This window comes from Verticiella alkaliphila (assembly GCF_018904615.1).
Classification (GTDB): Bacteria; Pseudomonadota; Gammaproteobacteria; order Burkholderiales; family Burkholderiaceae_B; genus Verticiella; species Verticiella alkaliphila.
On sequence record NZ_JADCNH010000002.1, the window covers coordinates 212704 to 234816 of the forward strand.

19 protein-coding genes and 2 tRNA genes are annotated in these 22113 nt (G+C 66.0%); 13 read left to right on the forward strand and 8 right to left on the reverse strand.

Translation table 11 applies throughout. The features are described 5' to 3' along the window. The first annotated feature begins 96 nt into the window (after positions 1–96). Positions 97–1014, forward strand: coding sequence for a LysR family transcriptional regulator (locus IMZ29_RS02585; protein ID WP_216180036.1), 918 nt, complete (start codon positions 97–99; stop codon positions 1012–1014). Positions 1015–1118: 104 nt separating this feature from the next. Here IMZ29_RS02585 and ppc read toward each other — a convergent pair whose 3' ends face one another. Continuing rightward, a complete protein-coding gene (gene ppc / locus IMZ29_RS02590; protein WP_216180038.1) occupies positions 1119–3926 on the reverse strand; it encodes a phosphoenolpyruvate carboxylase in 2808 nt (935 codons plus the stop codon). Between the two features lie 69 nt (positions 3927–3995). Continuing rightward, positions 3996–5288, reverse strand: a complete 1293-nt coding sequence (locus tag IMZ29_RS02595) for a glycerate kinase type-2 family protein (protein WP_216180040.1) — start codon at positions 5286–5288, stop codon at positions 3996–3998. Between the two features lie 297 nt (positions 5289–5585). Between IMZ29_RS02595 and IMZ29_RS02600 the strand changes: the two genes are divergently transcribed. The 5 genes from IMZ29_RS02600 to IMZ29_RS02620 all read left to right on the forward strand — a co-directional run bounded on the left by IMZ29_RS02600 (position 5586) and on the right by IMZ29_RS02620 (position 11201). After that, positions 5586–6644: an SMP-30/gluconolactonase/LRE family protein gene (locus IMZ29_RS02600; protein ID WP_216180042.1), complete on the forward strand. Its 1059-nt coding sequence runs from the start codon at positions 5586–5588 to the stop codon at positions 6642–6644. 41 nt (positions 6645–6685) lie between these two features. Further along, the gene (locus IMZ29_RS02605) at positions 6686–7657 is read left to right on the forward strand and encodes a Bug family tripartite tricarboxylate transporter substrate binding protein (protein ID WP_216180044.1); all 972 of its coding nucleotides are present in this window, start codon (positions 6686–6688) and stop codon (positions 7655–7657) included. A gap of 411 nt (positions 7658–8068) precedes the next feature. Next, positions 8069–10207 (forward strand): membrane-bound PQQ-dependent dehydrogenase, glucose/quinate/shikimate family, encoded by a 2139-nt coding sequence (locus IMZ29_RS02610; RefSeq protein ID WP_443083790.1) that lies wholly within the window; start codon positions 8069–8071, stop codon positions 10205–10207. Between the two features lie 190 nt (positions 10208–10397). After that, on the forward strand, positions 10398–10970 hold the full coding sequence (locus tag IMZ29_RS02615) for a hypothetical protein (RefSeq protein ID WP_216180049.1): 573 nt from the start codon (positions 10398–10400) through the stop codon (positions 10968–10970). A 154-nt stretch (positions 10971–11124) separates the two neighbouring features. After that, positions 11125–11201, forward strand: a tRNA-Arg gene (locus IMZ29_RS02620). Positions 11202–11281: 80 nt separating this feature from the next. Here the strand turns inward: IMZ29_RS02620 and IMZ29_RS02625 are convergent. The 4 genes from IMZ29_RS02625 to IMZ29_RS02640 all read right to left on the reverse strand — a co-directional run bounded on the left by IMZ29_RS02625 (position 11282) and on the right by IMZ29_RS02640 (position 13812). Continuing rightward, positions 11282–11506 (reverse strand): hypothetical protein, encoded by a 225-nt coding sequence (locus IMZ29_RS02625; protein ID WP_216180052.1) that lies wholly within the window; start codon positions 11504–11506, stop codon positions 11282–11284. A gap of 131 nt (positions 11507–11637) precedes the next feature. Then, the gene (locus IMZ29_RS02630; protein ID WP_253206677.1) at positions 11638–11985 is read right to left on the reverse strand and encodes a helix-turn-helix transcriptional regulator; all 348 of its coding nucleotides are present in this window, start codon (positions 11983–11985) and stop codon (positions 11638–11640) included. Positions 11986–11997: 12 nt separating this feature from the next. Beyond that, on the reverse strand, positions 11998–12252 hold the full coding sequence (locus IMZ29_RS02635) for a type II toxin-antitoxin system RelE family toxin (protein WP_216180057.1): 255 nt from the start codon (positions 12250–12252) through the stop codon (positions 11998–12000). Between the two features lie 654 nt (positions 12253–12906). After that, the gene (locus IMZ29_RS02640) at positions 12907–13812 is read right to left on the reverse strand and encodes a LysR family transcriptional regulator (protein WP_216180060.1); all 906 of its coding nucleotides are present in this window, start codon (positions 13810–13812) and stop codon (positions 12907–12909) included. 141 nt (positions 13813–13953) lie between these two features. Between IMZ29_RS02640 and IMZ29_RS02645 the strand changes: the two genes are divergently transcribed. The 4 genes from IMZ29_RS02645 (at position 13954) to IMZ29_RS02660 (ending at position 18438) form a co-directional block, all read left to right on the forward strand. Next, positions 13954–14964 (forward strand): MBL fold metallo-hydrolase, encoded by a 1011-nt coding sequence (locus IMZ29_RS02645; RefSeq protein WP_216180063.1) that lies wholly within the window; start codon positions 13954–13956, stop codon positions 14962–14964. A 243-nt stretch (positions 14965–15207) separates the two neighbouring features. Then, the gene (locus IMZ29_RS02650) at positions 15208–16116 is read left to right on the forward strand and encodes a GNAT family N-acetyltransferase (protein ID WP_216180066.1); all 909 of its coding nucleotides are present in this window, start codon (positions 15208–15210) and stop codon (positions 16114–16116) included. A 204-nt stretch (positions 16117–16320) separates the two neighbouring features. Next, entirely contained in the window at positions 16321–18228 is a 1908-nt protein-coding gene (locus IMZ29_RS02655) for a S9 family peptidase (protein WP_216180068.1), read from the forward strand. A gap of 134 nt (positions 18229–18362) precedes the next feature. Continuing rightward, positions 18363–18438: transfer RNA gene (locus tag IMZ29_RS02660), tRNA-His, on the forward strand. Between the two features lie 81 nt (positions 18439–18519). On the opposite strand, the gene IMZ29_RS02665 is transcribed toward IMZ29_RS02660, so the two are convergent. Then, complete coding sequence (locus IMZ29_RS02665) at positions 18520–18942, reverse strand: GNAT family N-acetyltransferase (protein WP_253206679.1); 423 nt, start codon at positions 18940–18942, stop codon at positions 18520–18522. Positions 18943–19132: 190 nt separating this feature from the next. Here IMZ29_RS02665 and IMZ29_RS02670 point away from each other — a divergent pair, with 190 nt between their 5' ends. After that, positions 19133–19462, forward strand: coding sequence for a hypothetical protein (locus IMZ29_RS02670; protein ID WP_216180070.1), 330 nt, complete (start codon positions 19133–19135; stop codon positions 19460–19462). A 113-nt stretch (positions 19463–19575) separates the two neighbouring features. Then, positions 19576–19815 carry a hypothetical protein gene (locus IMZ29_RS02675; RefSeq protein WP_216180073.1) on the forward strand — a complete coding sequence of 80 codons (240 nt, stop codon included), beginning with the start codon at positions 19576–19578 and terminating at the stop codon, positions 19813–19815. 66 nt (positions 19816–19881) lie between these two features. Here the strand turns inward: IMZ29_RS02675 and IMZ29_RS02680 are convergent, their stop codons facing one another. Next, positions 19882–21288, reverse strand: coding sequence for an FAD-binding oxidoreductase (locus tag IMZ29_RS02680; protein WP_216180076.1), 1407 nt, complete (start codon positions 21286–21288; stop codon positions 19882–19884). A gap of 131 nt (positions 21289–21419) precedes the next feature. Here IMZ29_RS02680 and IMZ29_RS02685 point away from each other — a divergent pair, with 131 nt between their 5' ends. Beyond that, entirely contained in the window at positions 21420–22076 is a 657-nt protein-coding gene (locus IMZ29_RS02685) for a TetR/AcrR family transcriptional regulator (RefSeq protein WP_216180241.1), read from the forward strand. The last annotated feature ends 37 nt before the right edge of the window (positions 22077–22113 follow it).

The window sequence follows — 22113 nt, forward strand, 5'->3', positions numbered from 1 at the left end:
TCCCGATGCGGCGCAGTCTACGGGAGCCACACAAGGCGAGGGATAAACAAACCGGCTATCCTGATAAGCAACGCCAATCACCCAGCGATGCCGATCATGACCTTGCGCCTCGATGACCTCGACTATTTCCTGGCCGTGGCCGAGCGCGGGACGGTGCGCGCTGCCGCGCTGGATCTGGGCGTCTCGCAGCCCGCCGTCACGCAAGGCTTGCACCGTCTGGAGGCAGAGCTTGGCTTTCCGTTGTTCGTGCGCAGCGCCAAGGGCATGCAGCTCACCGACCCGGCCACCCAGTTCCGGGCCCGGACGCAGTTGCTGCGCTCCAATCTGAAGAGTGCGATTCGCGAGGCGGCGGACTTGCATCTGGGCGAGCAGGGCATCCTGCAGGTGGGCGTCTCGCCGCTCTACGTGAAGCGGCTCTTCTCGCCAGCTGCCATCGTCTTCTGCCGGCAGTGCCCCGCTGCGCGGCTGCGCGTGATGATCAACCTGAACGATGCGCTCATCACGGCGCTCGAAGCGGGCGAGATCGATGTTTCGCTGAGCGCGTTACCCACGGTCGTCCCCCACGGGCTTCAGGCAACGCCATTGATCGAGGACACCCTGTGCCTGGTAGTGCGACAGGGGCATCCGCTGCTGTCGCGGCGCCACCTTCGCCTGCGCGACCTCACCACGGCGCAATGGCTGCTGCCGGGACCCGCCGTCGCCGTGCGTCGAAGCGTGGAGGGACGGTTTGCGGAAGCGGGATTGCCGCCACCGCACGTCACCGTGGAATTGAGCAACACGGCGTGGGGGCAGCTCAACGCGCTGGTCGTCAACAGCGATCTGATCTCGATCATCAGCGAGTCCATGCTCGATGGTCCGAATGGCGAGGGGCTGGTGCCGCTGCCGCTCAACGCCGCGCGCTTTCCGCGTCCGGTCGGGATTCTCGTGCGCCGGGATGGCGTGATCCCGCCGTTGACCCAGCGGTTCGTGGAGTTGTTGAAGGCGCAAAAGGCGGGTGATGCCCCGGCGGTGTAGCTGACGCCTCACGGCCAGACGTCAGCGCGGCCACGGGCGATGCACGCCTGCACCGTACACAAGCCGCACGAGGCGCAGCGCCGTGCGGCTTGCTCAACGCGCGATCACCCCGTGTTGCGCACGCCCGCGGCGATCCCGTTGATCGAGATGTGGATGCCGCGCTGCAGCCTCAGGCTGTCCTCGCCCGCGCGATGCCGGCGCAGCAGCTCGACCTGCAGGTGGTGCAGCGGATCGATGTACGGGAACCGATGCTTGATCGAGCGGGCGAGCGCCGGGTTGCCGGCGAGGCGATCCGATTCGCCGGTGATCAGGGTGAGTGCATCCTGCGTGCGCTGCCATTCGGCTTCGATCGCCGAGAAGATCTTCTTGCGCAGCTTCGCATCCGGCACGAGCCCCGCATAGCGGTGCGCGAGCGCGAGATCGCTCTTGGCCATGACCATGTCCATGTTGGAGAGCAGGGTGCGCAGGAATGACCATTCCCGGTACATCTGCTTCAGGCAGCGTTCGCGGGATTCGCGCGAATCCTTCTTGCCTGCCTTGCCGGTGCCGCCCGCCAGATAGGCTTCGACTGCGGAGCCAAAGCCGAACCAGCCGGGCAGCGTGAGGCGGCATTGGCCCCAGCTGAAGCCCCAGGGGATGGCGCGCAGATCCTCGATCTTCTGGCTGGGCTTGCGCGAGGCCGGGCGCGAGCCGATGTTCAGGCCGGCGATCTCGCGGATCGGCGTGGCGGCGAAGAAGTAGTCGGTGAAGCCCGGGGTCTCGTAGACGAGCTTGCGGTAGGCGTCCATGCTCGCCTGCGACAGCAGGGCAGCCGTGTCGAGGAAGGCCTCGGGTACCGGCTTGGCTTCGGGCAGCAGCGTGGCCTCGAGCGTGGCGGCCACGAGCGTCTCCAGGTTGCGTCGCCCGATCTCGGGATTGGCGTACTTGGAGGCGATGACTTCGCCTTGCTCGGTCAGGCGGATCTGGCCGCGCACCGTGCCCGGAGGCTGGGCGAGGATGGCGTCGTAGCTTGGGCCGCCGCCCCGGCCCACCGTGCCGCCGCGGCCATGGAAGAGCCGCATCGTGATGCCTTCGCCCGGCTCGCCCTCGGCAAAGAGCGCGGCCAGCGCGCGCTCGGCGCGATAGAGCTCCCAGTTGCTCGTGAAGATGCCGCCATCCTTGTTGCTGTCGCTGTAGCCGAGCATGATGTCCTGCTCGCCACCGGAGCGGCGCAGCATGTCGGCGATGCCGGGCAGCGCGTAGAACTCGCGCATGATGGGCGCGGCCTGGCGCAAGTCCTCGATGGTCTCGAAGAGCGGCACGACGATGAGCTGCGCGTGCGCCGGGCCTTCGACGGCCTGCTCGGCAAGCTCGGGAGACAGCGGGCCGGTCATGAGCCCGGCTTCCTTTTGCAGCAGCAGCACTTCGAGCAGGTCGCTCACACTTTCCGTGTGGCTGATGATGTAGTGGCGAATCGCGCGTGCGCCGAAGCGCTCACGCATGTGGCGTGCGGCGGCGAAGATCGCGAGTTCGCTTTCAGTGTGCTCCGAGTACACCGCGCCGGCCACGCGCAGGGGCCGCGCATCGTTGATGAGACGCAGAAGGAGCTCGCGCTTGGCCGCTTCATCGAGCGCGGAGTAATCGGCCTCCTGACGTGCGTGTGCGAGCAGCTCGGCCACGACCTCTTCGTGCTTGTCCGAGCTCTGGCGCAGATCCACCGTGGCCAGATGAAAGCCGAAGACGTCCACGGCGCGCACGAGCGGGCCCAGGCGCTGCGGCACGAGTGCGCCAGAGTGATTGGCCTGCAGCGAGGCGCGGATGACCCGCAGATCGGCGAGGAACTCCTCGGCGGTGAGGTAAGGGTTCTGCGGGGCCACAGCGTGGCGTGCCGCCTGTCCGCCGGTAAGCGCGAACAGCGTGGCGGCCAGGCGCGCGTACACCCCCGTCAGCGCGCGGCGATACGGCTCGTCCTGGCGGTGTTCGTCCTTATCGGGCGAGGCATCGGCCAGCGCCTGCATCTCGGGCGTCACCTTCACCAGCGTGGCGGACATCGACAGATCCCGGCCCAGCGCATGCACTTCGGTCAGGTAGAAGCGCAACGCCACTTCGGCCTGGTGGCGCAGGGCGTAGTCCAGGGTATCGGCGGTCACGAAGGGGTTGCCATCGCGATCGCCCCCGATCCACTGCCCCATGTGAAAGAAGCTCGGCAGCTCGCTGTCACCCAGCTGTTGCTCCAGATCGCGGTACAGACGCGGGATCTGGCGCAGGAAGGTGGCCTCGTAGTAGCTCAAGGCGTTGTCGATCTCGTCGGCCACGCTGAGCTTGCTGGTGCGCAGGAGTCGCGTCTGCCAGAGCTGCGTCACGCAGGCGCGCACCTGTTCCTCGTTGGCGGGCAGGTCGCCGGGCGGCAGGGATTCGCGCTGCAGCAGTAGCTGGGCGATGCCGCGTTCGGCGTCCAGCAGACTCTTGCGTTGCACCTCGGTCGGGTGCGCCGTGAGCACCGGGGCGATATAGCTGTGCGCGAGCGTCTGGACGATGGCGTCACGGTCGATGCCCGCTTCGCTCAGGCGCTTCAATGCGCCCTTCAGGCTGCCTGCCTGCACGTTGCCGGCGCGCTCATGGAATGTGCGGCGGCGGATGTGGTGGCGATCCTCGGCAAGGTTGGCGAGGTGACTGAAGTACGTGAAGGCCCGGATCACGCTCGTCGTCTGATCGTGCGTGAGCCCGGTCAGCACGGACTCGAGCTTGCGTTCGGCCTTGCGATCGTCATGGCGGCGATAGGCCACCGACAGTTGCCGGATGCGCTCGATGAGGTCGAAGGCGGCTGCGCCTTCCTGTTCGCGGATCACGTCGCCCAGTAGCCGGCCCAGGAAACGGATGTCCTCGATCAGCGGTTCGTCTTTGTCAGCCGGGGTGTATGTCTTCTTGGTCATGATGCGAGCCGTGGGGCTCCGGTTGGATGCGACAGGATGGCGCATGCCCCGCTCGACAGGGCGACATGCTCAACCAATGAGAATAGCGCGGAAGTCGTTCACGTTCGTCCGTGTCGGGCCGGTGCGGATGCTGTCGCCCAGGCGCTCGAAGAAGCCGTGGGCATCGTTGTCGTTCAGTGCCTCCCGCGGGTTCAGACCCATCGCGGCCGCCCGCGAGAGCGTCGTGGGGTCGATGCGGGCGCCAGCGTAGACGTCGATGCCATCGATGCCGTCCGTATCGCCGGCCAGGGCGTGGACCCCGGGCAGGCCGTCCAGCGCGATCGCCAGCGCCAGGAGGAACTCCACGTTGCGCCCGCCACGTCCGCGACCCTTGACGGTGACCGTGGTCTCACCGCCCGAGATCAGCACGCAGGGCCGGGCAAAGGGCTGGCCTTGGAGCGCCACCTGCCGGGTGATGCCTGCCATCACGCTCGCCACGTCGCGCGCCTCGCCTTCGATCCCGTCGCCCAGGATGTGCGCCTCGACGCCGGATGCGCGGGCGAGCGCCGCGGCGCTGTCGAGCGAGCGCTGGGGCGAGACGATGATGTGGCTGGTATGGCCCGCGAGCCGCGGGTCGTCGGGTTTGACGGATTCGCAGGCATCGCCGGCGAGCCACGCCCGGACCGCGTCGGGCAGGGTAAGGCCATAGCGCGTGCAGATGGCAAGGGCGTCCGCACGCGTCGTCGGATCGGCGAGCGTAGGACCAGAGGCGATGTCCCATGCAATGTCGCCAGGTACGTCCGAGACCAGCAGCGTGTGGACGCGGGCCGGGTGGCAGGCGATCGCCAGGCGGCCGCCCTTGATGCCCGAGAGGTGCCGCCGCACGCAGTTCATGTCGGTAATGCTCGCGCCGCTGGCGAGCAGCGCCTGGTTGACCGCCTGCTTGTCGGCCAGCGTCAGCGAGGCCGCAGGCTCCACGAGCAGCGCGGAGCCGCCCCCGGAGATCAGGGCGATGACGAGATCGTCCTCGGTCAGTCCCTGGACGCGCTCGCGCAGGCGGCGCGTGGCCTGTACGCCGTTCTCGTCCGGCACCGGGTGCGCCGCCTGGACGACCTCGATGCGCGCGCAGTCGACGTCGTGACCATAGGGCACGATCACCAATCCCTCCAGGGGGCCGTCCCACGAAGTCTCGAGTGCGTGCGCCATCGCCGCCGACGCCTTCCCCGCGCCGACCACGATAGTGCGTCCGCGAGGCCGATGGGGCATGTGCTCAGCCAGCCGGACATCCGGCTGCGCCGCTGCAATGGCGGTATCGAAGAGGGTGCGCAGCAGCGCGGAGGCGTTGGACGCGTCGAACGGAGCGGCAGTGGGTGTCTGGGACATGGGTGGCAGGATCGGCAATGGGGTGAGGGCGGCGGGACAGGTCGTGTGGTGCATGGTATCGCGGGACGCAGTGGGCCCAGGATGCGCCGTTCCCCAGGCGGACGATCTGCCACGTTGCGTCAGGTTGTCGTATAACTAGATGGCCAGACCGTAGAGCCCTAAAGCATTAGCTTGCGCAGAACATGCACGTTTCCCCTAATGTCGATGTGATGGAGAACCCCCTAATCTAGCGCACAAGATATACGATGACGTACAAGATTGCGGCAGCTGTCGGCATCGCCTTTCCCGGAGAGATTCATGCCATCTGATCACGCGCCCGGCCACAGCCGGCGTCGGTTCCTCAGTGCCACTGCAATGCTCGGTGCTGCGGGCCTGGCGCACGCATCCGGCGCGCCCTCGTTCCCCTTCAGCCCGCAGCAGCGCTACCCTGATCCCTCGGTGCAGATCCTGGATCCGTCATTTGCCCGCTACCGCATCTATAGCAGCTCGGTGGAGCAACTCGCCTCGGGCTTTCGGTGGGTGGAAGGGCCGGTGTGGATCGCCGATGGGCGCTATCTGCTCTTCTCGGACATCCCGGGCAACCGCATCCTGCGGTGGGACGAGACCAGCGGGCAGACGAGTGTGTTCCGTTCGCCCTCGAACTACAGCAACGGCCTGGGGCGCGATCGCCAGGGCCGGCTGCTGACCTGCGAGCACCTGACGCGGCGCGTCACGCGCACGGAGTACGACGGCAGCATCACCGTGCTGGCCGACAGCTTCGAGGGCAAGCCGCTCAATTCGCCCAACGACATCATCTGCCACAGCAACGGCACGATCTGGTTCACGGATCCGCCCTTTGGCATCGGTGGCCACTGGGAAGGCGAGAAGGCCAAGGCGGAACAGCCCCATGGGGTGTATCGCATTGCGCCTGAAGGCGGCGCGGTCGAGCGCGTGCTGGACGATCTGGCCGGCCCCAACGGCCTCGCGTTCTCGCCGGACGAGAAGACGCTCTATATCGTCGAGGGCAGACATCAGCCGTATCGCCGCGTGTGGGCCTACGACGTGGCGGACGACGGCTCGCTCAGCAACAAGCGGATGCACATCGATGCCAACGGCCCGGGTGCGCTCGACGGCATCGCCTGCGACGAAGACGGCAACCTCTGGTGCGGCTGGGGCAGCAGCGGTGCGCCCGGCGTCGATCCGGCCGAGTTCGATGGCGTGATGGTCTTCAACCGGGAGGGCAAGGCCATCGGCCACATCCGCCTGCCCGAGCGCTGCGCCAATCTGTGCTTCGGCGGTGAAAAGCGCAATCGTCTCTTCATGGCCAGCAGTCATTCGCTGTACGCCCTTTACGTCGAAACTCGAGGCGCGGTGTAGCAGGCAACGGCCAGCGTCGCCCTCAACCTGGAGCTATCTTCATGACTTCCCGTAGACATTTCCTGGGCGGGGCCGCTGCCCTGGGTGCCGCCGCCCACCTGCCCGCGTGGGCGCAAAGCGCGTGGCCTGCGCGCACGGTGCGCATCGTCGTGCCGTACCCGCCGGGCGGCTCCTCGGACATCATCGGCCGCATCCTCGCGCCGCGGCTGGGCGAGGCGCTCAAGCAGACGGTGGTGATCGAGAACAAGCCGGGCGCCAACGGCAACCTCGGCGCGGGCTTCGTCGTGCAGTCGGGGGGCGACGGCCATACCGTGTTGCTGTGCGACGTCGGCGCGCTCGCGATCAGCCCGTCCGTGTACAAGCAGCTCACGTTCGACCCGTCCAAGGATCTGCGCGCCGTGAGCATGCTGGCTTACTCCCCGCACGTACTGGCGGTGCATCCGAGCGTGCCGGCCAATACGCTTGCCGAGCTGGTGGAGCTCTCGAAGAAGCAGAGCGTGAACTTTGCCGTGCCTGCCGTGGGAAGCGCGCCGCATCTGGCTGCGGTGGCCGTACAGCAGGCCACCGGCGCGAAGTGGGAGTACGTGCCCTACAAGGGCGGTGCGCAGGCCATCACGGATGCCGTGGGCGGCCAGACGCAGGCCATCATGAACGGCCTGCTCGCCACGCTGCCGCACATCCGCAGTGGTGCGCTCAAGGCCATCGCGATCTCCAAGCGGGATCGCATGCAGCAGATCCAGGACATCCCGACGATCGCCGAGCAGGGCGTGCCGGGGTTCGAGTCCGGCACGTGGCAGGGCGTGATGGCGCCGGCAGGCTTTGACGATGCCGCCGTGCAGCGGCTGGCGGCTGCACTGGCCGACATCGTGCGCGATCCGACCGTGACGAAGCAACTGAGCGAGCAGGGTGCGGAAATCGCGATCCAGACCCCGAACGAGACCACCCGGTTCTTCGAGACGGAACGCGCGCGCTGGGCCGAAGTGGTCAAGAGCGCGAACATCACGCTGGACTGATCGGGCGCAGGCAGGGGCGATTCGACCGGCTTGCCGGCGCCCATACGGCCATCGGGGGCCCACGGCGCGTTATCGCGCCGTGACATCATTTCCCTGCTTATTCCGCGTCGACTTCAGGGTAATCCCTAGGGTCGAATCGCCGGTTCCGCTAAAATCTTGGCGCTAGTCAATGGACAAGTGCCCCTTTGCCGGCTGTCTGCGGGGAGTCCCACAGGCAGCATGGCGCACCCGACGACTCTGCCGCGGCCCCGTTGCCGCCTCGGCGTCGCGTCTGCTCCTTGTCGCGCATGGCACTCGCCCATTGGCGCTTCAAGGAAACCAACATGCAATCTCCTCACAAGCCCGTCTCCAGGCTCGGCCGGACGTGGCTGGCCCTGCTCGGGCTGGGCATTCTGGCCGCTCGTCTCTCGGGTGCTGACGCTCGCTGGCATCGCGCTGCTGGTGGCGCTGTCGTACCCGCTGCTGCGCCGCGCGCGAGGCCTGTCTCCTGCACGCGGCCCCGCGCTGGCCGTGGCAGCCATTCTGGCGGTCGGCACGGGCGATACCGTGTGGGGCATGTTCCAGCCGCATCCCATCGTGGCCGCGCAGGATCACGGCCCGGCGCTCACGCCGGCGCCCAAGGATGCCGCATCAAACTGGGCGCACTACGGCAACACGCCGGGTGCCTCGCGCTTCGTGGCGCTGGACCAGATCAATCGCGATACCGTCCGTGATCTGCAGGTGGCCTGGACGTATCGCACGGGCGATATCGCCGACAGCCCGACCGGCAACGGCGCCGAAGACCAGCTCACGCCTTTGCAGGTGGGTGATCGTGTCTTCGTCTGCACGCCGCACAACAACGTGATCGCGCTGGAAGCAGCCACGGGCAAGGAGCTCTGGAAGACCGAGATCAACGCCAAGCAGAAGAAGTGGATGCGCTGCCGCGGTCTGGCGTACTTCGATGCGGCGCAGACGATCGAGGCGCCGAGCGTGCCGGGTTCGACCCCCGTGGTGCCGGTCGTGGTGGCTGCGGGCGCGGCGTGCGAACGTCGCATTCTCATGAACTCCATCCAGGCCGAGCTGATCGCCCTCGACGCCGACACCGGCGCCTTCTGCGCCGACTTCGGCACCAATGGCCGGGTCGATCTGAAGCAGGGCATCGGCAAGGGCGCGGATGCGGGCGAATACTCGCTCACGTCGGCCCCGACCCTGGCGGGCACCACGGTGGTCGTGGGCGGCCGGGTGGCGGACAACGTCAGCACCGACATGCCGGGCGGCGTGGTGCGCGGCTACGACGTGATCACGGGTGAGCTGCGCTGGGCCTTCGATCCCGGCAATCCCGACGACAAGAGCGCGCCTGCCCCGGGCGAGACCTACGTGCGTTCGACGCCCAATGTCTGGGCGCCGATGTCCTACGACCCTTCGTCGAACACCGTCTTCATGCCGGTGGGCAGCGCGGCGATCGATCTGTTTAGCGTCAAGCACACGGCGCTGGATCGCAAGTACGGCGCGACGATGCTCGCCGTGGACGCCACGACCGGCCAGGAGAAGTGGGTCTACCAGACGGTGCACAACGACCTGTGGGATTACGACATCCCCATGCAGCCGACCTTTGTCGACTTCCCGATGCCCGATGGCTCCACGACGCCGGCGCTGATCTTCGGGACCAAGGGCGGCCAGATCTTCGTGCTGGATCGTCAGACGGGCAAGCCGCTCACGCAGGTCGAGGAGCGTCCCGTCAAGGCAGGCAAGATTCCGGACCAAGTCTATTCGCCCACGCAGCCCTTCTCGGTGGGCATGCCCACGATCGGCGCAGCCGACCTGACCGAGGCCGACATGTGGGGCGCCACGCCGTTCGATCAGCTCGTGTGCCGCATCAAGTTCAAATCCATGCGCTACGACGGGCTCTTCACACCGCCTGGCAAGGATCCCTCATTGAACCTGCCGGGCTCGCTCGGTGGCATGAACTGGGGCGGACTGTCGCTCGATCCGAACGGGCAGTACCTCTTCGTGAACGACATGCGCATCGGCCTGGAAGTGCAGCTGATCGACCAGCCTGCGGGCGGCAAGCGCAGCGACGGTGGCGAAGCCGCCAACGTCACCACCGCCACGCCGCTGGTGGGCACGCCTTACGCCATCAACGCCAAGCTGCGCTTCGTCTCGCCGCTCGACATTCCGTGCCAGGCCCCGCCCTTCGGCACCCTGACCGCCGTCGACCTGAAGACCCGCCAGATCGCCTGGCAGGTGCCGGTCGGCACGGTGCAGGATACGGGCCCCATGGGCATCAAGATGCGTCTGCCGATCCCGGTGGGCATGCCCACGATCGGGGGCACGCTGGCGACCCAAGGCGGGCTGGTGTTCATCGCCGCCACGCAGGATTACTACCTGCGCGCCTATCACAGCGGTACGGGCGAAGAGCTCTGGAAGGCCCGTCTGCCGGTGGGCAGCCAGGGCACGCCGATCAGCTACACGGTGCCCGCCACGGGCAAGCAGTACGTGATCGTGTCGGCGGGTGGCGCGCGTAACTCGCCGGATCGCGGCGATTACGTCGTGGCCTACGCGCTGCCGTAAGCAAGTCCGGGTGCGTCCCGCTGTGGGCGCACCCAGTAGTCGCGGCGAAACTCAGACGCCGGCAGCATCTGGTCGGGTGAACAGCGTAGCCAAGCTTCACGTGGTCGAGCGGGTATGCGCTTTGCTACGTTCCGTATCGTTGGCCGCCTCAGGGCGGTCCTTTCTTCCGATACTGCTGAAAGGAGGTTCCATGAAACTGTCCGCCCTGTCCCTGCGCAATGCCGCCATGACCGCCGTCGGCGCCGTCCTGTGTGCCGGCACTGCCTTTGCCGCCACGCCCTCGACCTCTGCCCAGGACCGCTACGCCGCCGAACGCGCCGCGTGCGAATCCGGCCGCAGCGGCCAGGACCGTGCCACCTGCATGCGCGAAGTGGGCGCAGCGCGTCAGGAACGCCAGCGCAACAACCTGAACAACGTCCAAAGTGACGCCCAGCTGCGTGCCAACGCGGCCGCGCGCTGCGATCGCCTTCCCCCGGAGCGTCGTGAGGGCTGCATGGCCCTGCGTGGCGACAACGTGCAAGTCCAGGGCAGCGTTCCGGGCGGCGCCATCCTGCGCCAGACCACCATCCGTGAAGTTGGTGAGCCGCGCCCGATGCCCAATGCTGGCACTGGCATGAACCAACCGGGCATGGCCCCCGCACCGGGCGCTGCCCAGCCGATGCCCGCCCCCGGCATGGCACCGGCCCCGCAGCCGATGCCGCAAGGCACGACCGCGCCGTACGGCACGGGCACCGGCATGGGTTCCGGCACCGGCATGCGCTGATGCTGCTGGCCGCGACTTCGTCGCGGCCCTGGTTGATGCAAAAAGGGAACGCCTCGCGCGTTCCCTTTTTGCATGCGTGCCGCCCGAAACCCCCGCAGGAGCAAGGGCGCCCCGGTGGTAAACTCCGGCCTCTGGCGCGCCTGCGCCAGGCAGCCTGCCCATAGCTCAGTTGGATAGAGCATCCGCCTTCTAAGCGGACGGTCGGGGGTTCGACTCCCTCTGGGCAGGCCACGCATTGCCGGCGATCCATCATCTGCTGTGATGGCGTGCCCCGTTGACACGCCTTACCGAGCGCGGCGCGGCCCTGCCGTTCAACCGAAAGGGTTGTTCCGCTTGTTGATGACGCTCTTGAGACTGTCGCCGATCTGTCGCACCTGCTGGGCGTGCTGGTCGACCGTTTGGAAAAACTGCTCGTTCAGCTGATCGAGGCGGGCTTGATCAGCAGCCGTGAGCGTGCCGCCCGACACACCCTCGAGGTCTGCGTCGGAGATGGCGTTGCTCGACACGTCGCGATCCGTATCGTTGGGCGCAGTCATCGTGAGTTCCTGGAGAATGTGGGCCGGTCGAGTGTAGGGCATCTCGACGGCCCAGGCCATGGCACGCCTGTGCCATGCCAAAGCTCGCTTTGCGAGGCAGAGGCATGTCGACGGATTACCGCGCGCAGAGTTTAGGAAAGCTGGTCGATCGTAATGCCCATTGCCGCGGCGATGCGCTCTCTCGTGGCTTTCTTCGGCTTGGCGTCCGCGGCCTCCATGGCTGCATAACTGGGCTGGCGGATATCGAGTCGCCGCGCCATCTCGGCCTGAGTCAGTCCAAGATGCTCGCGCCAAGCTCGGATCATGCTCCACTCATTCCTTACGTGGAGGGCCATGACCTCATGCGGGGTCGAGCCATCGGCGGGAATTCGACCCGCAGTAGCACCAGGGACACCCGTCAGTTTAAGGTACTCGTCATAGGGCAATACGACGAAGGCCGGCTTGCCATTGGACTCCAGAATGGTCAGGGCTGCACTCATGCGCATCTCCTTTCAATAAGTGTTCTCGTCTCGCTTTTTGACTTGCTGCACTTCGATGATGCGGACCTCGGTGTCTGCATCGAACAGCACACGATAATTACCGACCCGCATGCGATAACCGAACTCATGCTTGGTCAGGGCAATGACGTTCTTGGCGCTGGGGAACGTTACTAGTTGGCCTACGGCGTCGATGATTGAAACTTGCGCTTGGCGGTCGACCTTCCTGAGTTGTTTCTTCGCCCTGCTGGACCAGTTGATGCGGTACATCGTCGTCCTCTTTATAGTTTTATTATAGTTTAAGCTATAAGGCGACGGCAATCTGGTTCGGCTCGATGCATCGGCTTCGCGCAACACCTATGCGCTGTGGCGGGCGGCGTCACCAACGCCAGGCGGCCAGATGCCGGAGAGCTTAGCTGATTTATTAATCGACGCGCGTGAGTTCCACAGCAGGCTTACCGAGCTCAGCCTCGACCGGCTATACCTTGCTGACAACAAATGCCCAGTCCACATCTGAGACCGCAAGGCATGCTGACTAGGCGCTACGTTCCCTTCTCGTGCGGGTGCGCGTTTGGCGCACGTGATCCTTAAAAGAAGCGGGTAGCGGCTCATATTGTCTGCCCGCATTCGGCGCGTCCTTCATCAGCAGCCCGGATCTCGTTGCCCGCCTGAAGCACGACTGGCCGCTCGCGCAGCCGGATCGCGCGACCTTCTATGGCGGCGATGCGCGGGGCTACATCGACTATCCCGCCTACGCGCCCCTGGCTGCCTAGCGCGTGGCGGCGCGGTCCGCTGCCGGTGTTCGGATAGCTCCCGACACAGCGCGGTCCCCGACGGGCAGCTGCGTCGATTCGCGACGTAGATGCGGGGAAATGTACCGATGTATTCCTGCAGGAGCGCAGTCTTTTCGACGGTGGGGCATGGTCATCCCCCAGAGGGCCACTCGAAGCCACGCACATGCACCAGGAACGCCGTCATCGCGGCGCTCGCGTGACGCCGATTCGGGTAGTACAGATACCAGCTCGGCAGGGTGGCCGACCAGTCCGCCAGCAGCTCGACGAGGCGGCCCTCCTGCAGGGCGCTGTCGACATAGGGCGCGAAGAGGTGGGCCACGCCCTGGCCGGCCAGGGCCGCCTGAAGCTCCTGATGCGCCGAGCTCAACGTGAGCCGGCCTTCCGGCAGGATGGTCACCGTGTGCCCGTTCTTCTCGAACGACCACGCCACGCGCGTGCCACCCGGAAACCGTCGGCAGATGGCCTCATGGCCGGCGAGCTCGTCCGGCGTGGTGGGCCGGCCTCGATCCGCCAGGTAGGACGGTGCGGCCACGATGGCATAACGCAGCGCGGGCCCGAGTGGCACGGCGACCATGTCGCGCGCGAGCTGCTGGCCGAATCTCACGCCCGCATCGAAGCCTTCCTCGACGATGTCCACGATGGCCGCATCGCTCACGATCTCGACTTTCACGCTGGGATAGGCGCGCATGAAGTCGAACACCAGCGGGCAGAGCACGTGATCGACGGCGGGGCCGGGGGCGTTGATGCGGATCGTGCCGGCGGGGCTCGCGCGCAATTGATCGAGTTCGTCCACGGCGAGCTGGATATCTCGCAGCGCGGGCGCCAGACGCTCCAGCAGGCGCCCGCCCGCCTCGGTGGGGGCCACGCTGCGCGTGGTGCGATTGAGGAGGCGGATGCCGAGGGCGGCCTCGAGCGCATTCATGCTCTGGCTCAACGCCGACGACGACACGCGGCGTTCGGCAGCCGCTGCGCGAAAACCGCCGCAGCGCACGATATCGGCAAAGATCGCCAGGCTGTCGAGACGGGTGGTCGTCATTGCGTAGCTTTACTAACCAGTGCGTGCAGGATTGGGTATCTTATCAGCGCGACGAGAGGCTGCCACAGTGAAGGCCTTCGACGCGCCCGGTTGTCACAAGCCGCGCGTCATCTCCAAACTGCTTTCGCTCAGGAGACTGCCATGTCGTTTCATCCGCCTTTGTCTCGTCACCGTCGCGCCGTCATGCTCTCTGCCGTGGCGGGCGCTGCCGGACTCGCGCTGGGACCGGGCTTCACGCGCCCGGCGCTCGCGCAAGCAGCAACGCCGGCGGCGCCCTTCGCCGCAGGCAATGCTGCAACGTATCGCTTTCAGCTCGGCGACATCACGGCCACGGTGGTGAGCGACGGCCTGATCGGCGGCCCGCCGGCCATCTATGCGAGCGATGCTGGTGAGCTCGAGCTGGGCGAAGCCTTGCGTCAGGCGTTCCTGCCCACCGATCACCTCACACTCAACCTGAACGTCCTGCTGCTCGAGATGGGCGGTCGCCGCATCCTGCTCGAAGCCGGCGCTGGCCAGACCATGGGGCCGCATGGCGGCAGGATCTTCGCCAATCTGGCCGCGCTGGGCCTGCGCCCGGAAGACATCGATGTGATCGTGATCTCGCACACGCACCCAGATCACGTCGGCAATCTGCGCGCAGCGGATGGGGGCAAGGCCTTCCCGCGCGCCACGGTGTTCGCGCCTCGAGCAGATTGGGATTTCTTCGTGCAGAACGAGCCGGATCTGTCCTACATGCCGGTGCCGGAAGATTTTCGTCGCCGGTTCGGCGCCGCCATCAAGCGCAGTGTCGAACCGTATGCGGCCTCGATTGAACGCTACGACGCCGGCGATGAGATCGTGCCGGGTCTCACGACGCTGATCGCGGCAGGGCACACGCCTGGCATGGCCACTTTCCTGGTCCATTCGGGAGACGCGCAATTGCTGCTCACCGCAGATCTCGCCTATCACCCTGTCGTCAATATCGACAACGCATGGATCCCCGGTCCCGATCGAGACAAGGAGACCGCGCAGGCGTCGCGTGAACGCATCTTCGATCGCGCAGCCGCCGAACGCATGCTGGTGCTGGGCTTTCACTACCCGTTTCCGGGCCTCGGCCGCATGTTGAAGCTCGATCACGCCTATGCCTGGGTGCCCGCGTACTGGCAGTTCTGATAGGTGGGTACATAGAAACCTGCCACATTCTCAACGTTGAGGGTATGATCCTGCCCGCGCTGCCAGCTCGACAGTGTGTTCGTGCACGAGCCAAGATCGAGTGTGCAGCATCGGCAGGACGACCTGATAACGAGATCCTAACGGTCCTGCCGACCAGGCGCGACGGGCTTGCCCGGCGTCGGTGTGGAAGATCCGAAGGGAGTGGCAGGACGCATGTTGCGATTTTGTTGGAGAGAGTTGGTCATGAGGACGCGCGGTTGGCGCGTCATTTCCGCAGTGGAGTATCGACGTTGCTATGAGCGGTTCGGTGGCAGTGTGATCACGCACCCTGACGTGCTGGATCTCCTGCATGCGCGCATGCCGCTCAGGCCTCGTTATCTCGGGTTGAAAGGCAAGAATGGAGAGCTGGTCGGGGCTGTCTGTCGATGGGGCAATCGTCTGGCGGGCGACGAGCGCGTCTTGCGCGACGTGGTGCAGGCGCATTTCGATCTTGGCGCACCCGAGATCGTGCTGCCAGTGTCCAGCGCTGCCGGTGCACGGGCCAACATCCTCACGCTGAAGAGTTCGCATGTGTCGGCCTTGAACCGCGGTCTCTTCACCAACCTGCGACCCGTGCAGCGTGACCGGCGTCAACTGGCGTTGGCCAAGGACATGAGCGAAAGCGGCTTCTCCGCCAAGACCAAGCGCAAGCGTCGGCAGGCGGTGCGGGCCTTCCTGGAGGCCGGCGGCACGGTGACGCAGGTCCAGGACCACGATGCCAGCACGTTGGCGAACCTCTACGAGAACCTGCACCGCAGCCGCTGGGGCAAGGCGCCGGGGGATCGTCAGGCCATGATCGATCTGCTGACGCAGCTGCGCCATCTGTTGTTCGGTCAAGTGCTTTGGCTCCATGGGGAGCCTGTCGCCTACGATTTCGTGCTGATGGCCCGCAGCCCCGGCTGGCTGTCCGCTGAATGCATCAACGGCGGCGTCGATCCGCGCTACCCAGACTTGTCATTGGGTTCCGTGCTGGTCTGGCTGAACCTCGTTCAGGCCTGGGAGATGGCAGAAGCAGAGGGACGCGATCTTCGCTTCTCGCTGGGTCGCATGGACACGGAGTACAAGAGCACGTGGTGTCGCCCCTCGCCAATCTACAAGACCATCACGTTGTGAGCCGCGTGTCAGCCTGAAGGCGTGCCTGGCACGAATCGACACGGGTTGCCCCGAGGTGGCAGTGTAAGCTCGGCCTGTTCGTCGTACGCATGGCCCATCGTGGCCGGCGACGAACGACACTGCTGCAACCGGCCATGGTCGCGACGCCTGCATAGGCGCGTCGGCCGTGGCCCCATTCGCTGAGGGCCCCACGTGCTTCGTTCCATGCTCGCCATGTTTTCGCTCTTCGCCTGCTGCGCGATCCCGCCCGCTGCTGCCAGCGCCCCGGTGCTGCCCAAGCGGCAGCCACTGGAAGATTTCTTCCGCAATCCCGAGAAGGGGTACTTTCGCCTGTCCGACGACGGCAAGACGCTGGGCTTCATGATGCCCGCTGCCGTGGACGGCAGCCCGCCGCGCATGAATGTGTTCGTGCAGCCGCTGGCCGATGGCCGCCCGACGGGCGAGCCGCGCCGTCTGACGGCAGAGACCGATCGCGATATCGGCAACTACTTCTGGAAGGGCTCCGACACCATCCTCTTCGCCAAGGACTTCGGTGGCGACGAGAATTTCCATGTGGTGGCCGTGGATGCGGCGTCCGGCAAGATCACGGATCTCACGCCCTACGAGAACGTGCGCGCCAGCATCGAGGACGATCTGCCGGACGACCCCGATCACGTGCTGATCAGCCACAATCAACGTGATGCCACGGTGTTCGACGTGTTCCGCGTGAACGTGCGCACGGGCGAGCAGAAGCTCGTGGCACAGAACCCCGGCAACATTGTCGGCTGGGGCACGGATCACCAAGGCCGTTTGCGCCTGGCCATGGCCACCGACGGCCTGGAAACCGTGCTGCTGTACCGCGACACGGAAGAGGCCGAGTTCAAGCCCATCGTGCGCACCGACTACCGCACGTCGGTGTCGCCTGCCTTCTTCACGTTCGACGACAAGAAGCTCTACACGCTGAGCAATCGCGGCCGCGATCGCCTCTCGCTGGTGGTGGTGGATCCCAAGAACCCGGATGCCGAAGAACTCATCTTCGAGCCGCCCCAGGTGGATCTGGGCGGCGTGGGCTACTCGCGCAAGCGCAAGGTGCTCACGGTGGCGACGTATGAGCCAGCCAAGACCGAGCGCAAGTACTTCGACAAGGAAACCGAGCAGCTCTTCGCGCGCCTGCAGCAGCACCTGCCCGGCTACGAGGTAGACGTGCAGAGCTGGAACCGCGACGAGGACACCTTCATCGTGGCCGCGCACAACGACCGCACGCCGGGCCGCCGCTATCTGTATGGTGCCAAGCAGGACGTGCTGACCGAACTCGCACAGATCAACCCGGCGCTGGCTGAGAGCGACATGGCCGAGATGCGGCCCATCGAGTACACCTCGCGCGATGGCCTGACGATCCATGGCTACCTGACGCTGCCGCGTGGCCGCGATCCCAAGAATCTCGCGTGCATCGTCAACCCGCACGGCGGGCCGTGGGCGCGCGACAGCTGGGGCTTCAATCCCGAGGTGCAGTTCCTCGCCAATCGCGGCTTCTGCGTGCTGCAGGTCAACTTCCGGGGCTCCACCGGCTACGGCCGCAAGTTCTGGGAGGCGGGCTTCGGCCAGTGGGGCCTCACGATGCAGGACGACATCACCGATGGCGTGAACTGGCTGGTGGAGCAGGGCATTGCCGATCCCAAGCGCATCGGCATCTACGGCGCGAGCTATGGCGGCTACGCCACGCTGGCGGGCGTGGCCTTCACGCCGGATCTGTACGCGGCGGCCGTGGACTACGTGGGCGTATCCAACCTCTTCACCTTCATGAACACCATCCCGCCGTACTGGGAGCCCATGCTCAAGCAGATGCGCGAGATGGTGGGCGATCCGGAGCGTGACAAGGAGCGTCTCACGGCCACGTCGCCCGCGCTGCATGCGGACAAGATCCGCACGCCGTTGTTCATCGCCCAAGGCGCGCGCGATCCGCGCGTGAACAAGGCGGAGAGCGACCAGATCGTGGAGGCGCTGCGCAAACGCGGCGTGGAGGTTGAATACATGGTCAAGGACAACGAAGGGCACGGTTTCCACAACGAGGAGAACCGCTTCGAGTTCTATCACGCCATGGAGCGCTTCCTGACCGAGCACCTGAAGCCCTAAGGCAGGTCAGGGGAAGGCCGGGCGTTGTGCCCGGCCTTCGAAGCGCGGCGCGGCGCTTTGCAAGCGCCGCATTTTGTGTATAATCATTTTCTTTCCTGCAAGGCGCTCGTCTTGCACGCCGTTCGGCACCAGTGGTGGCTGTAGCTCAGTTGGTAGAGTCCTGGATTGTGATTCCAGTTGTCGTGGGTTCGAGTCCCATCAGCCACCCCAAAGAATTCGCGCAAACAAGGACCTTCGGGTCCTTGTTTCGTTTCCGGCGTCCGCCATATGGGCATCAGGAACCGCAGCGTCTTATCCGCTAGCCGCGCACCGCGTCATCTCGATGTGCGGAATTCCATCTTCGCTGTAGATCTCGCTGGTGCGCTCGAAGCCCAGCGATTCATAGAAAGCCTGGAGCCGCGCCTGCGCGCCGATCCTGATGTTCCGGCCAGGATAGGTGGCTGCGGTGAACCGGATGGCTTCTGCCATCAGTTGACGGCCGATCTTCAACGCGCGGAATGTCTCGACTGTCATCACCCGTCCAATGGACGGATCGTCATACTTCACGCCGGGCGCCACGACGCGGGCATAGCCCGCGAGCTCGCCATCGGACCGCACCGACAGGTGCCATGAGGCAAAGTCGGCGCCGTCGATCTCCTGATAGGGACATGCCTGTTCGACCACGAACACGGCCTCGCGGGCGCCGAGGATGTCGTAGATCTGCCTGGGCGTCATGGATTCCATTCTTGCCCATTCAAAAGTGATCGACACGCGTGCCTCCCCGGTTCATCTGTCGGCGATTGTAAAGCGGCTGCCAGACCTGACACCGTCCATCGACCGATGAACGCATCCTTTCTATACTCCGGCGTTTTGCTCCGAAGGATGTCCCTGCATGCGCGTCGCTGGCCTCCTCGTCGCTACTCTGATGCTGTCCACCCTCTCTGGCTGCTACATCACCCGGGTCTCGGAGACTCGGCACGACCGGGACGTCACGCGCATGAACGCGGAAGGCCGCACGCTGGATGACGCGCGGCGCGCCGCGGAGCGGATCGGGTTCGTCTGCGAGTCTTCCATTCACCGAAGCTATCCGGTCAGGATCGACGGGGTGGACCGGCAGGCTGACATTCTCGAGTGCAACAAGAAGTCGTTCGAATGGTTCTGCCCGCAGCGACGTTATGCAAGCTTCATGGCAGATCCGGCCACGCAGATCGTGTTCAACGTGGGACGGCGTGTCGTGGAGCGCAGCTGCTTCTGAACATGACTTCGTGACGAATCGTCGGGTCTGGTCATGGTCCGTTGCCGATCGTGTCGCCGCGGCGCAGGGTGGGTGATACTCTGAAGCCTGATGACCTACGCTCAGGAGGCCACATGGAAACCTTTGTTCAGGACCAGCAGCAACTGCGCCAGATGATCTTCGAGATGGAAACGGCGCTGGACCAACCGTCGTTGCCCGCCGGCACGCTCGAGAGCTGGAAGGCCACGTATCAGGAGATCCAGCTGCGCAGCGAGGATGTGTCGGACGCGCCGGGCGGCGCGGAGGCCGTCAACAGCCAGCATCTTCACAACCGGGCGCGTGATCTTCTGACACGGCTCACTCAGGCGCGTTGAACACCCGTCGCACGGTCGAAAGCCCGCATCTGCGGGCTTTTTTACATCTGGGCGGTGAGAGCGCTCTCACCGCATCCGGAAGATCTTGCCTGGGTTCATCAGGCCGCGCGGATCCAGCGCCCGCTTGACGGCGCGCATCAGGTCCACCGCGCCTTCGCCGGTCTCCTCGACCAGGAAATCCATCTTGTGCAGCCCGATGCCGTGCTCGCCTGTGCAGGTGCCGCCCACGGCGAGCGTGCGCGCCACGAGGTCGTGGCTCAGGCGCTCAGCGCGCTCGCGCTCGTCGGGCGATTCGGGATCGATGAGATAGCCCATGTGGAAGTTGCCGTCGCCCACGTGGCCCACCAGGAAGTAGGGGATGCCGCTGGCATTGGCGTCGTCCACGGCCGCGCGCACGCTGTCGGCCAGGCGCGAGATCGGCACGCACGTGTCGGTCGTGACGGCCCGGCAGCCGGGGCGTGACTGCAGGGCGGCAAAGAAGGCGTTGTGACGCGCCGTCCAGAGCCGCGTGCGGTCTTCGGGCGTGGTGGCCCAGGAGAAGTCATTGCCGCCGGCCTCGCTGGCGAGCGCCTGCACGGTCTCGGCCTGCTCCTGCACGCTGGCCGGCGAACCATGGAATTCCATCAGCAGCATCGGCTCTTCGCGCAGCGTGAGCTTGGCGTGGGCGTTCACCATGCGCACGGTGTTGCCGTCCAGGAGCTCCACGCGGGCGATGGGCACGCCGAGCTGGATGGTCTGGATCACCGTCTGCACCGCCGCGTCCAGGTCCGGAAAGAAGCAGATCGCCGCCGACACGGCCTCGGGCAGCGGATAGAGCCGCACGGTGACCTCGGTCATGACGCCCAGGGTGCCTTCGCTCCCCACGAAAAGTCGTGTGAGGTCATAGCCTGCACTGCTCTTCCTGGCTTGTGTGCCGGTGCGGATGACATCGCCCTGTGCAGTGACCACCTCGAGCGCCAGCACGTTCTCGCGCATGGTGCCGTAGCGCACGGCATTGGTCCCGGAGGCGCGCGTGGCGGCCATGCCGCCCAGCGAGGCATCGGCGCCCGGATCGATGGGGAAGAAGAGCCCCGTGTCGCGCAGTTCCTCGTTCAGTTGCTTGCGGGTGACGCCCGGCTGCACAGTGGCCACGAGGTCGTCCCCCTGGATCGACAGCACGCGATTCATGCGCGAGACGTCGATGCTGATGCCGCCCTGTACAGCCAGGAGGTGGCCCTCGATGGACGAGCCTGCGCCGTAGGGAATCACGGGCACGCCGTGTTCGCCGGCCAGCCGCACCGCATCCACCACGTCCTGCGTACTTTCCGCGAACACGACCGCGCCGGGCGGTGGCACGTCGAAGACGGATTCGTCGCGGCCATGTTGCGCGCGCACGGCCAGCGCGGTGGAGCAGTTCGCCGCGAAGCGCGTCTGCAGCGCGTCGATGAGGGCGGGCCGCAACGGGAAGTCAGGTGGCGGGACGAGGGTGGACATGGCGGTCTCCAGCGGGTGTCTGCGGCATTGTCCCTGATGTGAACGACGCGCGGCTTCGGGTTTACGCGAAAGGGCAAAGCGGCCACTTTCATTTACATTATGCTCGTAATCCATATTGCATTGCATGGGTGATGACCCTGACTAACCCGACCCCAAGCCGCCAGCCCCGGCGCAGCCACGCCGAGCGCAGCGCCGCGACCCGTGGCCGGCTGATCGCCACCGCCATCGACGTGATCGAGTCTGGCGGCCTGGAAGACATGTCCATCCATCAGCTTGCGCGTCGGGCAGGCTTGAGCTCGGGCGCGGTGCAACACCACTTCGAATCGAAGGCAGCGCTCATGATGCGCGTGCTCGAGTCGCTGCTCGCGTCGGACGCGTGGGAGGCGCACCGCTTACCGCCGGCGGACTCGGCGCTGCCGTCGCGCGCGCGGTTCTTCTTGCAGGCACTCTGGGAGCGGCTCTACGCGCAGCCACGGTTCATCGCCGCCTGGCACATCTATCTCAGCAGCCGCGGCCAGCCCGAGGTACTCGCCGAGGTGGCCGAGCAGCGACGCGTCCTGAACGACAAGATGCGCAGCGACTTTCTTGCGGCGCTCCCGGAATTGCACGCGCTGCCCGAGACGCGGCGCGACGCAGTGGTGGCCACCGTGCTGTCGACGCTGCGCGGGCTGGGCCTGCTGGCCTTGTTCCCGGGGGATCCGGGTGCGCCGCAGTCGCAACTCGACTGTCTGGCCGAGCTTCTCGTCAGTCAATGCGGAGCGGATCTGCCGCCCACGCAGGCAGGCTAAACGCGCCGTCGTGCGCGTGTCTGCCGACTCTTCCCAT